Here is a 16,915-nt window from a genome sequence, read left to right as displayed (position 1 = left end):
CTCACGCACGAACGCCTCCGCTCCCCACCGCATCGCCGGCACGGTCCGCACCAGGCCCGACGGGTCCCGCTCCAGCACGTGCACCTCGGCGATCCGCCGCCGCCCGGCCCGGTCTCGCACCAGGTGCAGCACCACGGCGAGGGCGGCCGCCAACTGGCTGTGCAGCGCAGCACGGTCGAGCCCGGCGGCCGTGCCGAGCGCCTCCAGCCGGGCCGGTACGTCGGCGGCGGCGTTGGCGTGCACGGTTCCGCAGCCGCCTTCGTGGCCGGTGTTCAACGCGGCCAGCAGATGCACTACTTCGGGGCCGCGCACCTCGCCCACGACCAGCCGGTCGGGCCGCATCCGCAGGGCCTGGCGCACCAGGTCCTCCAGGGTGACGAGGCCCGCGCCCTCCTGGTTGGCGGGCCTGGTCTCCAGCCGTACGACGTGCGGATGGTCGGGCCGCAGTTCCGCCGAGTCCTCGGCGAGGACGATCCGCTCGTCCGGCCCCACCAGCCCCAGCAGGGCGCTCAGCAGCGTGGTCTTGCCGGTGCCGGTACCGCCGCTGACGAGGAAGGACAGCCGGGCGTCGAGCAGGGCGCGCAGTATGCGGTCCCCACCCGGCGGCACCGTGCCCGCCGCGACCAGCTCGCCGAGTGTGAAGGCTCGCGGCCGTACGACCCGAAGCGACAGGCAGGCGCAGCCCACGGCAACCGGCGGCAGCACCGCGTGCAGCCGGGTCCCGTCGGGCAGCCGGGCGTCGGCCCAGGGCCGGGCGTTGTCCAGGCGGCGTCCGGCCACCGCTGCGAGGCGCTGGGCGAGCCGTCGTACGGCCGCCGCGTCCGCGAAGCGCACCGGCGTCAGCTCCAGTCCCCCGCCACGGTCCACCCAGACCCGGTCGGGGGCCGACACCAGCACGTCCGTCACCGATGGATCGGCGAGGAGCGGCTCCAGTGGCCCGCTGCCGACCAGTTCGGACCGCAACTGTGCGGCGGCTCCCAGGACTTCGGCGTCCCCGAGGACCCGCCCCTGCTCGCGGAGCGCCTGCGCCACGCGCGCGGGAGTCGGGTCGGCGCCGCTCTCGGCCAGCCACCGCCGCACCCCGTCGAGCAGGGCCGTGCCTTCGGTTCCAGCCAGGGTGCTCATGCCGTACCCGCCTCGACGAGCGCCCGCTCCCAGAACTCCTTGCAGAACCGGGCGAGTGGTCCGCGGGGAGCGGCGCCCGGTGGCGCCGTGTCGTCGTCCGGGCGGGACAGACACGGCTCGACCGGTACCTCGCCGACCAGGGGCAGTCCGAGCAGCCGGGCCACCTCACGGTCGTCGAGCCCCGGTGGGTAGGGCCCGCGGACGCCCACCCGCAGGTCCCGCAGGACCATGCCGACCGCGGAGGCCACCCGGCCCGCGGCCGCGACGGCCCGCAGCTCGGCGGGCACCACCAGCACGCCCACGTCCAGCTGGGCGAGGACCTCGGCGACGCCGTCGTCGATCCGGCGCGGCAGGTCGACCACGACCGTGCCGCCCCGGCGCCGGGCCGCCGCGAGCACCGCGCGCACCGCCTGCGGCGGGACCGCGATCCGGTCGCCGCGGTCCCAGCTGAGCACCCGCAGCGAATGCAGTTCGGGCAGTGACTCCTCCAGGGCGCCCCCGCCGACCCGGCCGCGCGAGGAGGCGAAGGCGGGCCAGCGCAGCCCTTGGGCCGTCTCACCGCCGAGGAGTACGTCGAGTCCGCCACCCAGCGGGTCGGCGTCCACGAGGAGGGTGCGCAGCCCCTCTCGCGCGGAGGTGACGGCGAGGGCGCACGCGAGGGTGGACGCTCCGGCCCCGCCCCGGCCGCCGATGACGCCCACGGTGAGGGCGGGCCGGCCGACGCCCTCGGCCACGTCGGCGATCCGGTCGACCAGCCACTGCTCGCCGTCGGGCAGCATCAGGACGTGCTCGGCGCCGATCTCGACGGCCCGCCGCCACACCCCGGAGTCGTCCTGGTCCCGGCCGACGAGCACCACGCCCTTTCTGCGCACGGCCCCGCGCACCCGCCGTGCGGCGTCGTCGCCGACCAGGACGAGCGGTGCGGCCTCCCAGCTGCCCCTGCGCTCCGGCACCCCGTGGTGCACTTCGGGTGTGGCGCCCGCCGCCGCGCACAGGCGCAGCAGGTCGTCGAGGAGTTCGGTGTCCTCGGTGACGATCAGCGGTCCGCCCTGCCGCCCTCCGGCGCCCGGCGGCGGGTCGTGTGTGACGGTTCCGGCCACGGTTTCCATCCCCCTTCGCTGCATGACTCGCGGGGCCCCTGGGGCCCCGCGATTCCCAAACGTGGGAAGAGCCGGCGAGCGGCCTCCCTGTGAACGGCCGGCAGAAACCGGCCAAACGCCCCCGGGTACTCGGAACGGCCATGAACTCGCCGCGAGCGGGGCGCGCTGGAATCACGGTGCAGCGATCCCGGAAATCGTGTGGATCTTGGTGGATAACTGTGGAAGCCCCGGGGGTTGTGAATATCGGCGTCACCCATACCGGTGAGTCGCTCAGACCCTCTGCGCGGCTCCCGCAGAGCAGCCCATCAACTACTCTCGGTAACGAATCATGGGCATGTCAAGATTCGCTCCGACGTACATCGGAGCGGCTTTTCAGGCTGCGGAGAGAGGGAGAAAACCCATCCGGACATGCGACGACCCCCGCCGGGGGGGAGAGCGGGGGTCGTCCCCACGGCCGACTCGGGGGGGGAGGAGTCGGGCCGGGTTAGCACGGTCGCGAACGATCCGTGACTTCCATGGTGTACCCGAGAGCCTTCTCAGGCAAACCCACGCGCCCCACCTTACGCCGAATGGGCTGCCCCTATGCTCTGGGACGTGGAAAACCACTCGTTGCCCCGCACAGCCGCCTTCTTTGACCTGGACAAGACGGTCATTGCGAAGTCGAGCACGCTCACGTTCAGCAAGTCGTTCTACCAAGGCGGTCTGATCAACCGCAGGGCCGTCTTGCGTACCGCATATGCCCAGTTCGTCTTCCTGGCCGGCGGCGCCGACCACGACCAGATGGAGCGCATGCGGGCATATCTGTCCGCCCTGTGCCGCGGCTGGAACGTGGAGCAGGTCAAAGAGATCGTCGCCGAGACGCTGCACGACCTGATCGACCCGATCATCTACGACGAGGCCGCCTCCCTCATCGAGGAGCACCACACCGCCGGCCGCGACGTCGTGATCGTCTCCACATCCGGCGCGGAGGTGGTCGAGCCGATCGGCGAGCTACTGGGGGCGGACCGCGTGGTCGCCACCCGCATGGTCGTGGGCGACGACGGCTGCTTCACCGGTGAGGTGGAGTACTACGCGTACGGCCCCACCAAGGCCGAGGCAGTGAGGGAACTGGCCGAGTCCGAGGGCTACGACCTCAGCCGCTGCTACGCCTACAGCGACTCGGCGACCGATGTGCCGATGCTGGAATCCGTCGGGAACCCGCACGCCGTGAACCCGGACCGGTCACTGCGCCGCGAGGCCCTCGCACGGGGGTGGCCGATCCTGGACTTCCACCGCCCGGTCCGGCTCAAGCAGCGCATCCCCGGGTTCTCGGTGCCGCCGCGCCCGGCGCTCGTGGCGGTCGCCGCCATAGGCGCCGCCGCGGCCACCGCGGGACTCGTCTGGTACGCGAACAAGCGCCGGACGACGGTCGCTTGACCTGCGGCGACAGGCCGCCCTATTTGAACCCAAAAGTAAAGAAGTGCAGTCTGGACTTCCGCTTGCTCCGGGGCAGGAGTACAAAGGACTCAACGGCCCGCGAGACCAAGGACATCCGAGAGGATCACCTTTTAACGCATTTGGCCCCACGGACCGAGCATGAACACCGGGCACCCACGCGACGTCGACCCGTCGAATACGGGCCAGCCGCACCAGGTAACGGGCAAAGCTCCCGGCCTGATGGGCATATATCGAGGACGCTTGGTAACCCGATGCTCATGCCAGCGGCGGTACGAGAACTCGTACCGCCGCATCACTTTTCCGGCCGCGTGATGTCACGCCGCTCCACGCTGCAGGGCCTCGCACACCGCCATCGACTCGCGGGCCCCCAGTTCGACCGCCCTGCCGCAGTGGGCGATCCAGGCGGCGACGCCCATCGGGGTTCCGGAGACGTACCCGCCGAGGGCTTCCAGATAGGCGTCGCGTCCCAGTTCCGCGTGGCCGACCTCGGCCGCACAGACCGACTTCGGGTCCAGGCCGCTGCCGACCAGGACGATGCGTTCGGCCGCGCGGGCGACCAGGCCGTTGTGGGACGTGAACGGGCGCAGCGCCAGAAGTTCGCCGTGCACGACGGCGGCCGTCACCAGCGCCGGTGCGGAGCCGCCCGCGATGATCAGCCCGGCCAGTCCGTCCAGTCTGCCGTGCGTCTCGGTGGCGCTCGGCAGCGGCAGTCCGACGAGCGGCTCGTCGACCCGCTCGCCCTCCTTGCGGGGCCGCCCCACCTGGTCGCCCTGGTCCGCGGCCGCCACCAGGTGCAGCCGGGCCAGCACCCGCAGGGGCGACTGCCGCCAGATCGACAGCAGCTGGCCCGCCTCCGCCGTGAGCCGCAGGGCGGCGCCCACGGCGCGGGCCTCGTCGTCGACGCTGAAGTCCGTACGCCGGCGCACCTCCTCCAGAGCCCAGTCGGCGCCGGACAGCGCGGCCGAGCCACGGGCGCCGCGCAGGGCGGCCTCGGAGGTGATCGCGTTGCTGCGCCGCCGCATGACCCGGTGCCCGTAGACCCGGTCCACGGCCTTGCGTACGGACTCCACGGAATCGGCCACTCCGGGCAGCGCCCCCAGGGCCGCGAGGGGATCGGCGGTCGCGCCTGCTGTACTCATGAGTACGACCCTACGCATCCCTGAGCCCAGCCCCACGGCGGAGTGGCCTTCTTCACGCGCGCGTGCGCCTGGCGTCGTCCTCCCGGAGGGCTACCCCTTGGCCGCCGGAGGTCCGGGCACGCCCTTGGGAGCCGGGGCGGGCCGGCCCGACAGGAAGGGCGCCCAGCCCTCCTTGGGTGCCTGGCCGACGGGCAGGGTTCGCAGCTTCTCCAGCGTCTTCGGGTCCTGAGCGTCCAGCCAGTCCACGAGCTGCCGGAACGAGACGCAGCGCACCTCCTCCTTGGTGCACACCCTCTCGATGACCTCCTCGACGGCACGCATGTAGGTACCGCCGTTCCAGGACTCGAAGTGGTTGCCGATGATCAGGGGCGCACGGTTGCCGTCGTAGGCCCGCTGGAAGCCCTTGAGCAGGCCGTCGCGCATCTGGTCGCCCCACAGGTCGTGCATGGCGGGGTCGCCCTGGGTCTTGGTGCCCGACTGGTTGACCATGAAGTTGTAGTCCATGGTGAGCTGCTCGAAGGAGTGGCCGGGAAACGGCACGAGCTGCATGGACACATCCCACAGGCCCTCCTTCTTCTTCGGCCAGACCTGGTCGTTCACACCGCTGGTGTCATAGCGGAAGCCCAGGTCGCGCGCCGCCCTCATGAAGTTGTGCCGGCCTTCGAGGCAAGGCGTGCGGGCGCCGATGAGCTCCTTGTCGTAGTCGAAGGGCAGCGGGGACGCGTTCTTCAGGCCGGTGTTGGTCTTCCAGGTCTTCACGAACTGCTTGGCCTGGGAGATCTCGTCCTTCCAGTCCTCGACCGACCACTCGCCGACGCCGCCGCCGCTGCCGCAGAAGTGGCCGTTGAAGTGGGTCCCGATCTCGTTGCCCTCCAGCCACGCCAGGCGCAGCTGCTTCGCGGTGGCGGCGATGCCGCGGCGGTCGTTGAAGCCGATGTCGGAGCGGCCCGGGGAGTGCTGCGGCGGCCGGTACCGGTCGCGCTCATCCTCCGGGAGCATGTACACGCCGCTCAGGAAGTACGTCATGGTCGCTTTGTTGTCCCTGGCGACCTTGCGGAAGTGGGAGAACAGCTTCTGGCTGTCCTCACCCGCGCCGTCCCAGGAGAAGACGACGAACTGCGGGGGCTTCTGGCCGGGCCGCAGCCGTTCGGGTCTGGGCAGGTGGGGCTGGGCGCCGGTGTAGGCGGTGGAGCCGTCTCCGATCAGCCGGACCGCGCTCTTCGGCGCCTGCGCCGGCGTCGCCTTCCGCGGGTCGGGGGTCTCTTGCCGGGGGGCGCCACTCGCGCAACCGGCGAGCGATGCGGCGCAGACCGCGGCGATCACGGAACTCGCGGCGATCCTGTGGGTGGCGGCCATGTTCCGCCCACCTTCTTCCTTCTCTCGGTGCGGGACAGCGCCGCCAAATTCGCACGAGATAGAGAAGGAATTAGTACGACAAGCCGATCAAATAGTCACTTCACCTGCCAGAGTGATCCATTCGCCCATTTGCCCGTAAAGTCTATGCTCGCCCTTTACTCTGCATTACGATTCGTTTACCGAGCGTTGCTTCATCCCGCCGATTTACGCCGTGACCGCCGCGACCGAACCCCGCCCCGAGCGGGACCCACAGTTACGCGACCGCGCAGCCCCGGAGGAGACGGGAAGCCATGTCAGCCTGCGTCCCCACACGCGCCGCCGACCCGAACCGAACCGAGCGCACTCGTCCGCCCCACAGTCCGCCGCCGACGGGGCCCCGCGGATTCCGGATCGCGGGTGCCGATGTGTCAGCCTCGATCGCGGTCTTCCTGATCGCCCTGCCCCTGTCCCTGGGCATCGCACTCGCCACCGGCGCCCCCCTTCAGGCCGGCCTCGTCGCCGCGGCCGTGGGCGGACTGGTCGCCGGGCGGCTCGGCGGCTCCCCGCTCCAGGTGAGCGGACCGGCCGCCGGGCTCACCGTCGTCACCGCCGACCTCATCCAGCGCTACGGCTGGCGGACGACCTGCGCCATCACCGTCCTCGCCGGCCTTGTCCAACTGGGCCTGGGCTGCCTGCGCGTGGCCCGTGGCGCCCTCGCCGTCAGCCCCGCCATCGTGCACGGCATGCTCGCCGGGATCGGCGTCACCATCGCCGTCGCCCAGTTGCACATCATGCTCGGCGGCACACCGCAGAGTTCCGTCCCCGACAATCTCCGCGCGCTGCCCGCACAACTGGCGGACATGCGTCCCGCGTCGGTGTCCATGGGCGTGCTGACGCTGGGGTTGCTGCTGCTCTGGCCGAGGCTGCCCGGCCGGGCCGGACGCCTGCTGCGCATGGTCCCGGCCGCGCTCGTCGCCGTCGCCGGAGCAACCGCGGCCGCCGCCCTCGCCGGGCTCCGCCTGCCCAAGGTCGACCTGCCGTCATGGAGCAACCACGCCCTGGCCGGCCTGCCCGAGGGCCCCGCGCTCGGCCTGGCCGCCGCCGTGCTCACCACCACACTGGTGTGCAGCGTGCAGTCGCTGCTCGGCGCGGTCGCCGTGGACAAGCTTGTGGCCGGGCGGCCCGGCCAGTCCGCCCTGGTCGGGCGCTCCCGCCTCGACCGCGAACTGCTCGGGCAGGGCGCCGCCAACATCGTCTCCGGTTCGCTCGGCGGACTGCCCATCGCCGGTGTGGCCGTGCGGAGTTCGGCGAATGTGCACGCGGGTGCCGTCAGCCGGAACTCCACGATGCTCCACGGCGTTCTCGTAGTGATCGCCGCGCTGCTGATGGTCCCGATCCTGGAGCTCATCCCGCTCGCCTCGCTCGCCGCCCTGGTGATGGCCGTCGGCATCCAGATGGTCTCCCTGAACCACATCCGCACAGTGACCCGCCACCGGGAAGTCTGGGTCTACGCCGTCACCACCCTCGGCGTGGTCTCCCTCGGCGTCCTGGAGGGTGTGACGCTCGGCATCGCCATGGCCGTCGGCGTCGCCCTGCACCGCCTCACCCGCACCCGCATCACGCACGAAGAACGGAAAGGAGTCCATCACGTTCACGTCAGAGGGCAGTTGACGTTCCTCGCGGTGCCACGGCTCAGCCGGACCCTGCATCTCGTGCCCCACGGTGCCGACACCGTCGTCGAGCTGGACGGGTCGTTCATGGACCACGCGGCGTACGAGACGTTGCAGGACTGGCAGAAGACGCACACCGCGCAGGGCGGCACCGTCGAGATCACCGGCCGGCATCCCGGCACCCGCATCTCCGAGCCCCAGTCCGGCACCGACTGCCGTTGCCGGCCCTGGACGCCCTGGCGCAACCACCAGTGCGACGGCCCCCAGTCCGCACCCCCCGCCGAGAGGAACCCGGACGGGCCGGACCGCTCCGAGCCGGACCCGACAGGCGCCGGCGGAGCCAGTGGGCACGAACTCGCGCGTGGCATCAGCGCGTTCCAGCGCAACACCGCACCCCTCGTGCGCAGCGAGCTGGCCCGGCTGGCACGAGAGGGGCAGCGGCCTTCGCAGCTCTTCCTGACCTGCGCCGACTCCCGGCTGGTCACATCGATGATCACCTCCAGTGGTCCGGGCGACCTGTTCGTCGTGCGCAACGTGGGCAACTTCGTGCCACCCCCGGGCGAGGAGAGCGGAGACGACTCGGTGGCGGCCGCCACCGAGTACGCCGTGGACGTGCTCCGGGTGCGGTCCATCACGGTGTGCGGGCACTCGGGGTGCGGCGCCATGCAGGCGCTGCTCGACTCCGAGCTCGGTGGGGCCCGGACCCCGCTGAAGCGATGGCTGCGACACGGGTTGCCGAGCCTGGAGCGGATGGCCGACGCGAGTCTGCCCTGGGGCGGGCTGGCCGGGCGCTCCCCCGAGGACGCGGTCGAGCAGCTCAGCCTGACGAACGTCGTCCAGCAGCTGGAGCACCTGCGCGCCCACGACTCGGTCGCCCGGGCGCTCGACGAGGGATCCTTGGAGCTGCACGGGATGTACTTCCATGTGGGCGAGGCCGAGGCGTATCTGCTCACCGAGACGGATACCGGCGGCGTCTTCGACCGCGTACGGGAGTCGGACCTGACGGCGTGAGCCGGCCGCCGGGCCAGGGTGCGTTCCGGCTCGGCACCGATTGAGGGGGTGCCCCCGGTCGAGCCCGGGGCACCCGGTGGCCCGCCGCTCCGGACGGTTCCGGCCGACTGCCGACCGGCCGCTCACCAACCCACCCCGGCCGCACGCCCGACCACCCACCTCCCGCGAGCACACGAAGAGACGAGCACTCGAACCCGCGAACACGCCACGACCTTCCTCGGCCCACTCGATGTTCGGGTGACGGGCAGCACAGGCAGTGAACTTTCCCTGGTCGGCGTCCGTGGGTACGGATGACCCCGGTCCCCGACAGCACCGCCCAACAGGTCTAAACCAATCGGCGGTCGGCCCTTGTCATCGCACCCCCGGGTCTGATGAGCTGTGGCCTGGGACACAACGGACACCCTGGGAAAGGCAGATGCCGTGAGCAACGAAAGCCTGGCCAACCTGCTCAAGGAAGAACGCAGGTTCGCACCCCCCGCCGACCTGGCCGCGAACGCCAACGTCACGGCGGAGGCGTATGAGCAGGCCAAGGCTGACAGGCTCGGCTTCTGGGCCGAGCAGGCCCGTCGGCTGACCTGGGCCAAGGAGCCCACCGAGACCCTCGACTGGTCGAACCCGCCGTTCGCCAAGTGGTTCAAGGACGGCGAGCTCAACGTCGCCTACAACTGCGTCGACCGGCACGTGGAGGCCGGGCACGGCGACCGGGTCGCCATTCACTTCGAGGGCGAGCCCGGCGACAGCCGCGCGATCACCTACGCCGAGCTCAAGGACGAGGTCTCCAAGGCCGCCAACGCCCTTGTGGAGCTGGGAGTCCAGGCGGGCGACCGGGTCGCCGTCTACATGCCGATGATCCCCGAGACGGCGATCGCGATGCTGGCCTGCGCCCGGATCGGCGCCGCGCACTCGGTCGTCTTCGGCGGCTTCTCCTCGGACGCGCTCGCCACCCGCATCCAGGACGCCGACGCGCGCGTGATCATCACCTCCGACGGCGGCTACCGGCGCGGCAAGCCGTCCGCGCTCAAGCCGGCCGTGGACGAGGCCGTCGAGAAGGCGGGCATCGTCGAGCACGTCCTGGTCGTGCGCCGTACGGGCCAGGAGGTCGCCTTCACCGAGGGCCGTGACGTGTGGTGGCACGACCTGGTCGGACGGCAGAGCGCGGAGCACGCCCCGCAGGCCTTCAACGCCGAGCACCCGCTGTTCATCCTCTACACCTCGGGTACCACGGGTAAGCCGAAGGGCATCCTGCACACCTCCGGCGGCTACCTCACGCAGACCGCCTACACCCACCACGCCGTCTTCGACCTCAAGCCCGAGACGGACGTGTACTGGTGCACGGCCGACGTCGGCTGGGTCACCGGTCACTCGTACATCGTCTACGGCCCGCTGGCGAACGGCGCGACGCAGGTCATGTACGAGGGCACGCCCGACACGCCGCACCAGGGCCGCTTCTGGGAGATCGTCCAGAAGTACGGCGTCACGATCCTCTACACCGCGCCGACCGCGATCCGTACGTTCATGAAGTGGGGCGACGACATCCCCGCCAAGTTCGACCTGTCCAGCCTGCGCGTGCTGGGCTCGGTGGGCGAGCCGATCAACCCCGAGGCGTGGATCTGGTACCGCAAGAACATCGGCGGCGACCGCACCCCGGTCGTCGACACCTGGTGGCAGACCGAGACCGGCTCGATGATGATCACCCCGCTGCCGGGCGTGACCGCGACCAAGCCCGGCTCCGCGCAGACGCCACTGCCCGGCATCTGCGCGACCGTCGTCGACGACGAGGCCAACGAGGTGCCCCACGGGGGTGGCGGCTACCTGGTGCTGACCGAGCCGTGGCCGTCGATGCTGCGCACCATCTGGGGCGACGACCAGCGGTTCATCGACACCTACTGGTCGCGCTTCGAGGGCAAGTACTTCGCCGGTGACGGCGCCAAGAAGGACGACGACGGCGACATCTGGCTGCTCGGCCGGGTCGACGACGTCATGCTCGTCTCGGGGCACAACATCTCCACCACGGAGGTCGAGTCCGCGCTCGTCTCCCACCCCTCGGTCGCCGAGGCGGCCGTGGTCGGCGCGGCGGACGAGACGACCGGGCAGGCGATCGTCGCCTTCGTGATCCTGCGCGGCACGGCCTCCGAGACCGAGACCCTGGTCGACGAGCTGCGCGCCCACGTCGGCACCGCCCTCGGCCCGATCGCCAAGCCCAAGCGGATCCTGCCGGTGGCCGAGCTGCCCAAGACCCGCTCCGGCAAGATCATGCGCCGTCTGCTGCGGGACGTCGCCGAGAACCGCCAGCTGGGGGACGTCACCACGCTGACCGACTCCACGGTCATGGAGCTCATCCAGGCCAAGCTGCCCGCCGCGCCCAGCGAGGACTGATCACGCAACCGGCATGACGGAGCCGACCGAGGGCACCCTTCACCAGGTGCCCTCGGCCAGCGCGCACCGGCGGCGAAGACCACCGGATGCGCGCAGGCGTACGGTTACCTAAACTAAGCAAAACAAGTGCTCCATGGTGCGCCGGGAAGTCTGGTCGGCAGGTGCTCCGCCCTGCCCACCGACCGGAGGTCTCCACCCGTGACCGCGCCCCGCCCCACCACCACCCGCAAGGTCCTCGGCCGGCTGTCGCTGCCCGAGCGGACCTATGTGGCGAACGCACTGCGCACCGAGACCGTCGGCGGCGTGCTGCTGCTGGCCGCGGCGGTCATCGCGCTGCTCTGGGCGAACATCCCCGCGCTGCACGACAGCTACGAGAGTGTCGCCCACTTCCACCTGGGTCCCGCCGCCCTCGGCCTCGACCTGTCCGTCGCGCACTGGGCTGCCGACGGGTTGCTGGCGGTCTTCTTCTTCGTCGCCGGGATCGAACTCAAGCGGGAACTCGTGGCGGGCGACCTTCGCGACCCGAAGGCCGCCGCGCTGCCGGTCGTCGCCGCCCTGTGCGGCATGGCCGTACCGGCGCTCGTCTACACCGTCACCGCCGTCGCCGGAGGCGGCTCGCTGGCCGGCTGGGCCGTGCCGACCGCCACCGACATCGCGTTCGCGCTCGCCGTGCTCGCCGTCATCGGCACCTCTCTGCCGAGCGCGCTGCGGGCCTTCCTGCTCACCCTCGCCGTCGTCGACGACCTCTTCGCGATCCTGATCATCGCGGTCTTCTTCACCGCCGACCTGAACTTCGCCGCGCTCGGCGGCTCCGTCGCCGGGCTGCTGCTCTTCTGGCTGCTGCTGCGCGCGGGCGTACGCGGCTGGTACGTGTACGTGCCGCTCGCCCTCGTCGTCTGGGCGCTGATGTACAACAGCGGCGTCCACGCCACCGTCGCCGGTGTCGCCATGGGCCTGATGCTGCGCTGCCACCGCCACGAGGGCGAGGACCGCTCCCCCGGCGAGCGCATCGAGCACCTCGTGCGGCCGCTGTCGGCGGGGCTTGCGGTGCCGCTGTTCGCGTTGTTCAGCGCCGGTGTCGTGGTGTCAGGCGGGGCGCTCGCGGACGTGTTCACCAAGCCCGAGGCCCTCGGCGTCGTCCTCGGACTCGTCGTCGGCAAGGCGGTCGGCATCTTCGGCGGGACGTGGCTGGCGGCCCGTTTCACCCGCGCCTCGCTCAGCGACGACCTCGCCTGGGCGGACGTGTTCGCGGTGGCGAGTCTCGCCGGCATCGGCTTCACCGTGTCGCTGCTCATCGGTGAACTCGCCTTCGAAGGCGACCAGGCGATGACGAACGAGGTCAAGGCCGCCGTCCTGCTCGGCTCGCTGATCGCCGCGACACTCGCGACCGTTCTGCTGAAGATGCGGAACGCCAAGTACCGTCGGCTGTGGGCGGACGAGGAGCGCGACGAGGACGCGGACGGCGTCCCGGACGTCTACGAGGAGGACGACCCCGCCTACCACCTGCGGCTCGCCGCCCTCTACGAGCGCAAGGCCACCGAGCACCGCCGGATCGCCCGGGAGAAGGCAGCCGCGCGCCAGGGGCTTGCCGAAGTACCGGGCGGGGCAGGCGAGGACCACCACCGTCCGGCATGATCTGACGAGACGGTACAAAAGACGGGACCGTACGCAGTCGGACCGTGCCCGGCCCGACGACTGTGGCGGGTCAGGAACAAGACGCGGACAACGGACCGTACGCAGAAGAGGGAGACCGCGATGAGCGCACCCGACGGCAGCCCGGTCGGCGCCGAACGCAGCATCGGCCAGCTGTTCGCCTCGGCGACAGCGGAAATGTCGGCGCTGGTGCACGACGAGATCGCGCTGGCGAAGGCGCAGCTCAAGCAGGACGTGAAGCGCGGCGCGACCAGCGGCGGCGCCTTCTCCGCGGCCGGCGCGGTGCTGATCTTCTCCCTGCCGATGCTGAACTTCGCGCTGGCGTACGGCATCCGCACCTGGAGCGACTGGAACCTCGCGGTCTGCTTCCTGCTGTCGTTCGCGGCGAACGTGCTGGTCGCGCTCGTCCTCGCGTTGGTCGGCATCCTCTTCGCGAAGAAGGCCAAGAAGAGCAAGGGCCCGCAGAAGGTCGCGGCTTCGATGAAGGAGAGCGCGGTCGTGCTGCAGAAGGCCAAGCCGCACCCGCGTCCCGAGGTCCCGCAGGACCGGGTCCCCGAGGCGATCGAGGCTGTGGCACGCTCGTCCTCATGACGGACCCCGACACACCCCCGGCACCACCGGCTCCGGCCGTCCTGCTCGACGGCCCCTGGAGCCATCGCGACGTCGCCGCCAACGGCGCCCGTTTCCACATCGCCGAGCTGGGCGACGGGCCGCTGGTGCTGCTGCTGCACGGCTTCCCGCAGTTCTGGTGGACGTGGCGGCACCAACTGGTGGCGCTCGCCGACGCGGGTTTCCGGGCCGTCGCCATGGACCTGCGGGGCGTCGGCGGCAGCGACCGCACGCCGCGCGGCTACGACCCCGCCAACCTCGCGCTCGACGTCACCGGCGTCATCCGCTCCCTCGGCGAGCCGGATGCCGCTCTGGTCGGCCACGACCTGGGCGGATACCTCGCGTGGACGGCGGCGGCGATGCGCCCCAAGCTGGTGCGGCGGCTGGCGGTCGCGTCCATGCCGCACCCGCGGCGCTGGCGCTCGGCCATGCTGAGAGACGTCAAGCAGAGCCGCGCCGGTTCACACATCTGGGGGTTCCAGCGGCCCTGGATCCCGGAGCGGCAGCTCACCGCCGACGACGGGGCGCTCGTGGCGGAGCTGATCCAGGAGTGGTCCGGGCCGCGCCCGCCCGAGGACGAGGCGCTGGAGGCGTACCGCCGCGCCATGTGCATCCCGTCCGCGGCGCACTGCGCGGTCGAGCCGTACCGCTGGATGGTGCGCTCCCTGGCCCGCCCGGACGGCATCCAGTTCAACCGGCGGATGAAGCGGCCCGTGCGCGTGCCGACCCTCCATCTGCACGGCTCGCTCGACCCGGTGATGCGCACGCGCAGCGCGGCCGGGTCCGGCGAGTACGTCGAAGCCCCCTACCGCTGGCGTCTGTTCGACGGCCTCGGTCACTTCCCGCACGAGGAGGACCCGGTCGCGTTCTCCTCGGAACTCATCAACTGGCTGCGGGATCCCGAACCCGACCGGTGACCGGCCGGCCCGCCCGGTACCGGCACCCCGGCACCCGGCACCGCCACCGGCACGTGAACGCTTGTCCTACGAACGGCCACTTGCCCGGCGCATAGGCCAATTGGACGCTCCGGGCGCGGTTATCGACCATGCGGCGGGGGCACACGTCGGGGTATGGGCTGGACGCACGACTACAGTGACGCAACCCGCAATCGCCGCTCGGCGAGCGGTACGAACCCTCACCGGCGAAGCGGCGCACCGCAGATGGTGACCGCGGATCCCAGGGTGGGGATCCCGCGCATCCTCCGCCGCCGGGCCCGCTGGGTCTCCGTACGTCTGCGCCACACACGTGACTGAGGCGCCACCCGCGCGAGTGACGCCCCGACCGCCGCTGCCTCGGCACCGCGCCTAGTGCTGTGACCGGAAAGGTCTGCCGGAAAGCTTGCGGCGTCCGGTGCGGTGCATCGCAAGGCGGAGCATCGCCCGCGTACTGGACGTACTTCGGGTGATGCGACAACGCGGCGAGGTGCCGTGCCGGGCGTCGCAAGCCGGTGAACCTTTCCGGTCGCAGCACTAGAGCGCGCAGCTGTCGCTTCCCACCTGCTGGTTGGCGGTGCGCCCCTTGGTGATGTCCTCCTGGATCTCGTCCACGGTCAGCGCGTACCCGGTCTCGGCGTCGTCGAGGGACTTGGCGAACACCACGCCGTAGACCTTGCCGTCGGGGGTGAGCAGCGGGCCGCCGGAGTTGCCCTGGCGGACGGTCGCGAACAGGGAGTAGACGTCGCGGCGGACCGTGCCGCGGTGGTAGATGTCCGGGCCGTTGGCCGAGATGCGGCCACGCACGCGTGCGGCCCGCACGTCGTACGCCCCGTTCTCCGGGAAGCCCGCGACGATCGCGCCGTCGCCGCTGCTCGCGTCCTTCTCGGTGAACCGCAGTGCGGGTGCCTTGAGATTCGGCACGTCGAGGACGGCGATGTCGCGCCGCCAGTCGTAGAGCACGACCTGGGCGTCGTACTTCCTGCCCTCGCCGCCTATCTGCACCGTCGGCTCGTCGACTCCGCCCACCACGTGCGCGTTGGTCATCACGCGGCGGTCGGAGAAGACGAAGCCGGTGCCCTCCAGGACCTTGCCGCAGCTCGGGGCCGTGCCCATGACCTTGACGATGGAACGCTGGGCGCGGCTGGCCACCGGGCTGTCGGCCAGCGCCGGGTCCGGGGGCCGGACGTCGGTGATCGGCTCGTTGGAGAACGGGCTGAAGACCTGCGGGAAGCCGTTCTGCGCGAGGACGGAGGAGAAGTCCGCGAACCAGGTGGCCGCTTGGTCCGGCAGGGCCTGCGAGACGCCCAGCAGCACCTTGGAGCTGCGGACCTCCTTGCCGAGCGTGGGCAGCGTCGTGCCCGCGAGGGCCGAGCCGATCAGCCAGGCGACCAGGAGCATCGCCATGACGTTGACCAGGGCGCCGCCGGTGGCGTCGAGTGCCCGGGCCGGGGACCAGGTGATGTGCCGGCGCAGCTTGTTGCCGAGGTGGGTGGTGAGGGCCTGGCCGACGGAGGCGCAGACGATGACGACGACGACCGCGATGACGGCGGCGGTCGTGTTCACCTCCGCGTTGTCCGTCAGCGCGTCCCAGATGACGGGCAGCACGTAGACCGCGACGAGGCCGCCGCCCAGGAAGCCGATCACCGACAGGATGCCGACGACGAACCCCTGGCGGTACCCCACGACCGCGAACCACACGGCGGCGACCAGCAACAAGATGTCCAGCACGTTCACGGAGGCCACCCTGTCATGCGCGCCAGTCGAGGGGGACCTGCTTCTCGCGGTCCCAGGGCCGCTCCCAGCCCGCGAAGTGCAGCAGCCGGTCGATGATTCCGGCCGTGAAACCCCAGACAAGGGCGGATTCGACCAGAAATGCCGGACCTCGGTGGCCGCTGGGGTGGACGGTGGTGGCCCGGTTGGCGGGATCCGTGAGATCCACCACGGGGACGGTGAAGACCCTGGCGGTCTCGTTCGGATCGACGACCCCGACCGGGCTCGGCTCCCGCCACCAGCCCAGTACCGGAGTGACGACGAAGCCGCTGACCGGGATGTAGAGCCGGGGCAGGGCGCCGAAGAGCTGCACGCCGGAGGGATCGAGGCCGGTCTCCTCCTCCGCCTCGCGCAGGGCGGCACGCAGCGGGCCGTCACCGGACGGGTCGCCGTCCTCCGGGTCGAGGGCACCGCCCGGGAAGGAGGGCTGGCCGGGGTGCGAGCGGAGGGAGCTCGCACGCTCCATGAGCAGCAGCTCCGGCCCGTGCGTGCCCTCACCGAACAGGACCAGCACGGCGGACTGCCGCCCGGCGCCGTCCTCCGGCGGAAGGAACCGGCTCAGCTGCCCCGGCCGGACGGTCTCCACGGCGTGCACCACCGGGTCCAGCCAGCCGGGCAGCCCGTCCTTGCTCAACGCCACCGGGCCGTCCTGTGTGTCGCTCGCGCGCGTCATCGCCACCCCCGTCGTCCTGCCGCATCCAACGCGCGACGGCCCCGAGATCGTTCCGCGAGCGGCCGGGATCCCCTGAACGGGC

Annotated in this window: 13 protein-coding genes; 7 read left to right on the top strand and 6 right to left on the bottom strand. The window is 71.3% G+C overall.

All coding sequences use genetic code 11. The annotated features are described in order from the left end of the window. The coding region (locus C1J00_RS06415; protein WP_102908050.1) for a TadA family conjugal transfer-associated ATPase at nt 1-1,125 on the bottom strand (1,125 nt) is incomplete at its 3' end. Beyond that, nucleotides 1,122-2,234 carry a septum site-determining protein Ssd gene (ssd, locus tag C1J00_RS06410; RefSeq protein ID WP_102908049.1) on the bottom strand — a complete coding sequence of 371 codons (1,113 nt, stop codon included), beginning with the start codon at nt 2,232-2,234 and terminating at the stop codon, nt 1,122-1,124. The genes C1J00_RS06415 and ssd, both read right to left, overlap by 4 nt. Before the next feature lie 573 nt (nt 2,235-2,807). Between ssd and C1J00_RS06405 the strand changes: the two genes are divergently transcribed. Continuing rightward, nucleotides 2,808-3,641 carry an HAD family hydrolase gene (locus tag C1J00_RS06405; RefSeq protein ID WP_102908048.1) on the top strand — a complete coding sequence of 278 codons (834 nt, stop codon included), beginning with the start codon at nt 2,808-2,810 and terminating at the stop codon, nt 3,639-3,641. Nucleotides 3,642-3,976: 335 nt separating this feature from the next. On the opposite strand, the gene C1J00_RS06400 is transcribed toward C1J00_RS06405, so the two are convergent. Together C1J00_RS06400 and C1J00_RS06395 are read right to left on the bottom strand one after the other, a co-directional pair. Beyond that, nucleotides 3,977-4,801 carry a Fic family protein gene (locus C1J00_RS06400; RefSeq protein ID WP_102908047.1) on the bottom strand — a complete coding sequence of 275 codons (825 nt, stop codon included), beginning with the start codon at nt 4,799-4,801 and terminating at the stop codon, nt 3,977-3,979. Between the two features lie 90 nt (nt 4,802-4,891). Next, nucleotides 4,892-6,157, bottom strand: a complete 1,266-nt coding sequence (locus tag C1J00_RS06395; RefSeq protein ID WP_102908046.1) for a polysaccharide deacetylase family protein — start codon at nt 6,155-6,157, stop codon at nt 4,892-4,894. Nucleotides 6,158-6,447: 290 nt separating this feature from the next. Here C1J00_RS06395 and C1J00_RS06390 point away from each other — a divergent pair, with 290 nt between their 5' ends. The 6 genes from C1J00_RS06390 (at nt 6,448) to C1J00_RS46455 (ending at nt 14,708) form a co-directional block, all read left to right on the top strand. Further along, complete coding sequence (locus C1J00_RS06390) at nt 6,448-8,817, top strand: bifunctional SulP family inorganic anion transporter/carbonic anhydrase (RefSeq protein WP_102908045.1); 2,370 nt, start codon at nt 6,448-6,450, stop codon at nt 8,815-8,817. Nucleotides 8,818-9,237: 420 nt separating this feature from the next. Next, a complete protein-coding gene (gene acs / locus C1J00_RS06385; RefSeq protein WP_102908057.1) occupies nt 9,238-11,193 on the top strand; it encodes an acetate--CoA ligase in 1,956 nt (651 codons plus the stop codon). A gap of 198 nt (nt 11,194-11,391) precedes the next feature. After that, entirely contained in the window at nt 11,392-12,828 is a 1,437-nt protein-coding gene (gene nhaA / locus C1J00_RS06380) for a Na+/H+ antiporter NhaA (RefSeq protein WP_102908044.1), read from the top strand. A 120-nt stretch (nt 12,829-12,948) separates the two neighbouring features. Further along, nucleotides 12,949-13,437: a phage holin family protein gene (locus tag C1J00_RS06375; protein ID WP_102908043.1), complete on the top strand. Its 489-nt coding sequence runs from the start codon at nt 12,949-12,951 to the stop codon at nt 13,435-13,437. Then, nucleotides 13,434-14,372, top strand: a complete 939-nt coding sequence (locus tag C1J00_RS06370) for an alpha/beta fold hydrolase (RefSeq protein ID WP_102908042.1) — start codon at nt 13,434-13,436, stop codon at nt 14,370-14,372. The genes C1J00_RS06375 and C1J00_RS06370 overlap by 4 nt, the downstream gene beginning before the upstream one ends. Nucleotides 14,373-14,525: 153 nt before the next feature. After that, entirely contained in the window at nt 14,526-14,708 is a 183-nt protein-coding gene (locus tag C1J00_RS46455) for a hypothetical protein (RefSeq protein ID WP_102908041.1), read from the top strand. A gap of 216 nt (nt 14,709-14,924) precedes the next feature. Here the strand turns inward: C1J00_RS46455 and C1J00_RS06360 are convergent, their stop codons facing one another. Further along, nucleotides 14,925-16,124: a MarP family serine protease gene (locus tag C1J00_RS06360; protein ID WP_102908056.1), complete on the bottom strand. Its 1,200-nt coding sequence runs from the start codon at nt 16,122-16,124 to the stop codon at nt 14,925-14,927. Between the two features lie 13 nt (nt 16,125-16,137). Next, nucleotides 16,138-16,833, bottom strand: a complete 696-nt coding sequence (locus C1J00_RS06355) for an NUDIX hydrolase (RefSeq protein WP_102908055.1) — start codon at nt 16,831-16,833, stop codon at nt 16,138-16,140. Nucleotides 16,834-16,915 lie beyond the last annotated feature (82 nt).

This window comes from Streptomyces cahuitamycinicus, assembly GCF_002891435.1.
GTDB lineage: Bacteria > Actinomycetota > Actinomycetes > Streptomycetales > Streptomycetaceae > Streptomyces > Streptomyces cahuitamycinicus.
This window is presented reverse-complemented; position numbering and strand designations above follow the sequence as displayed.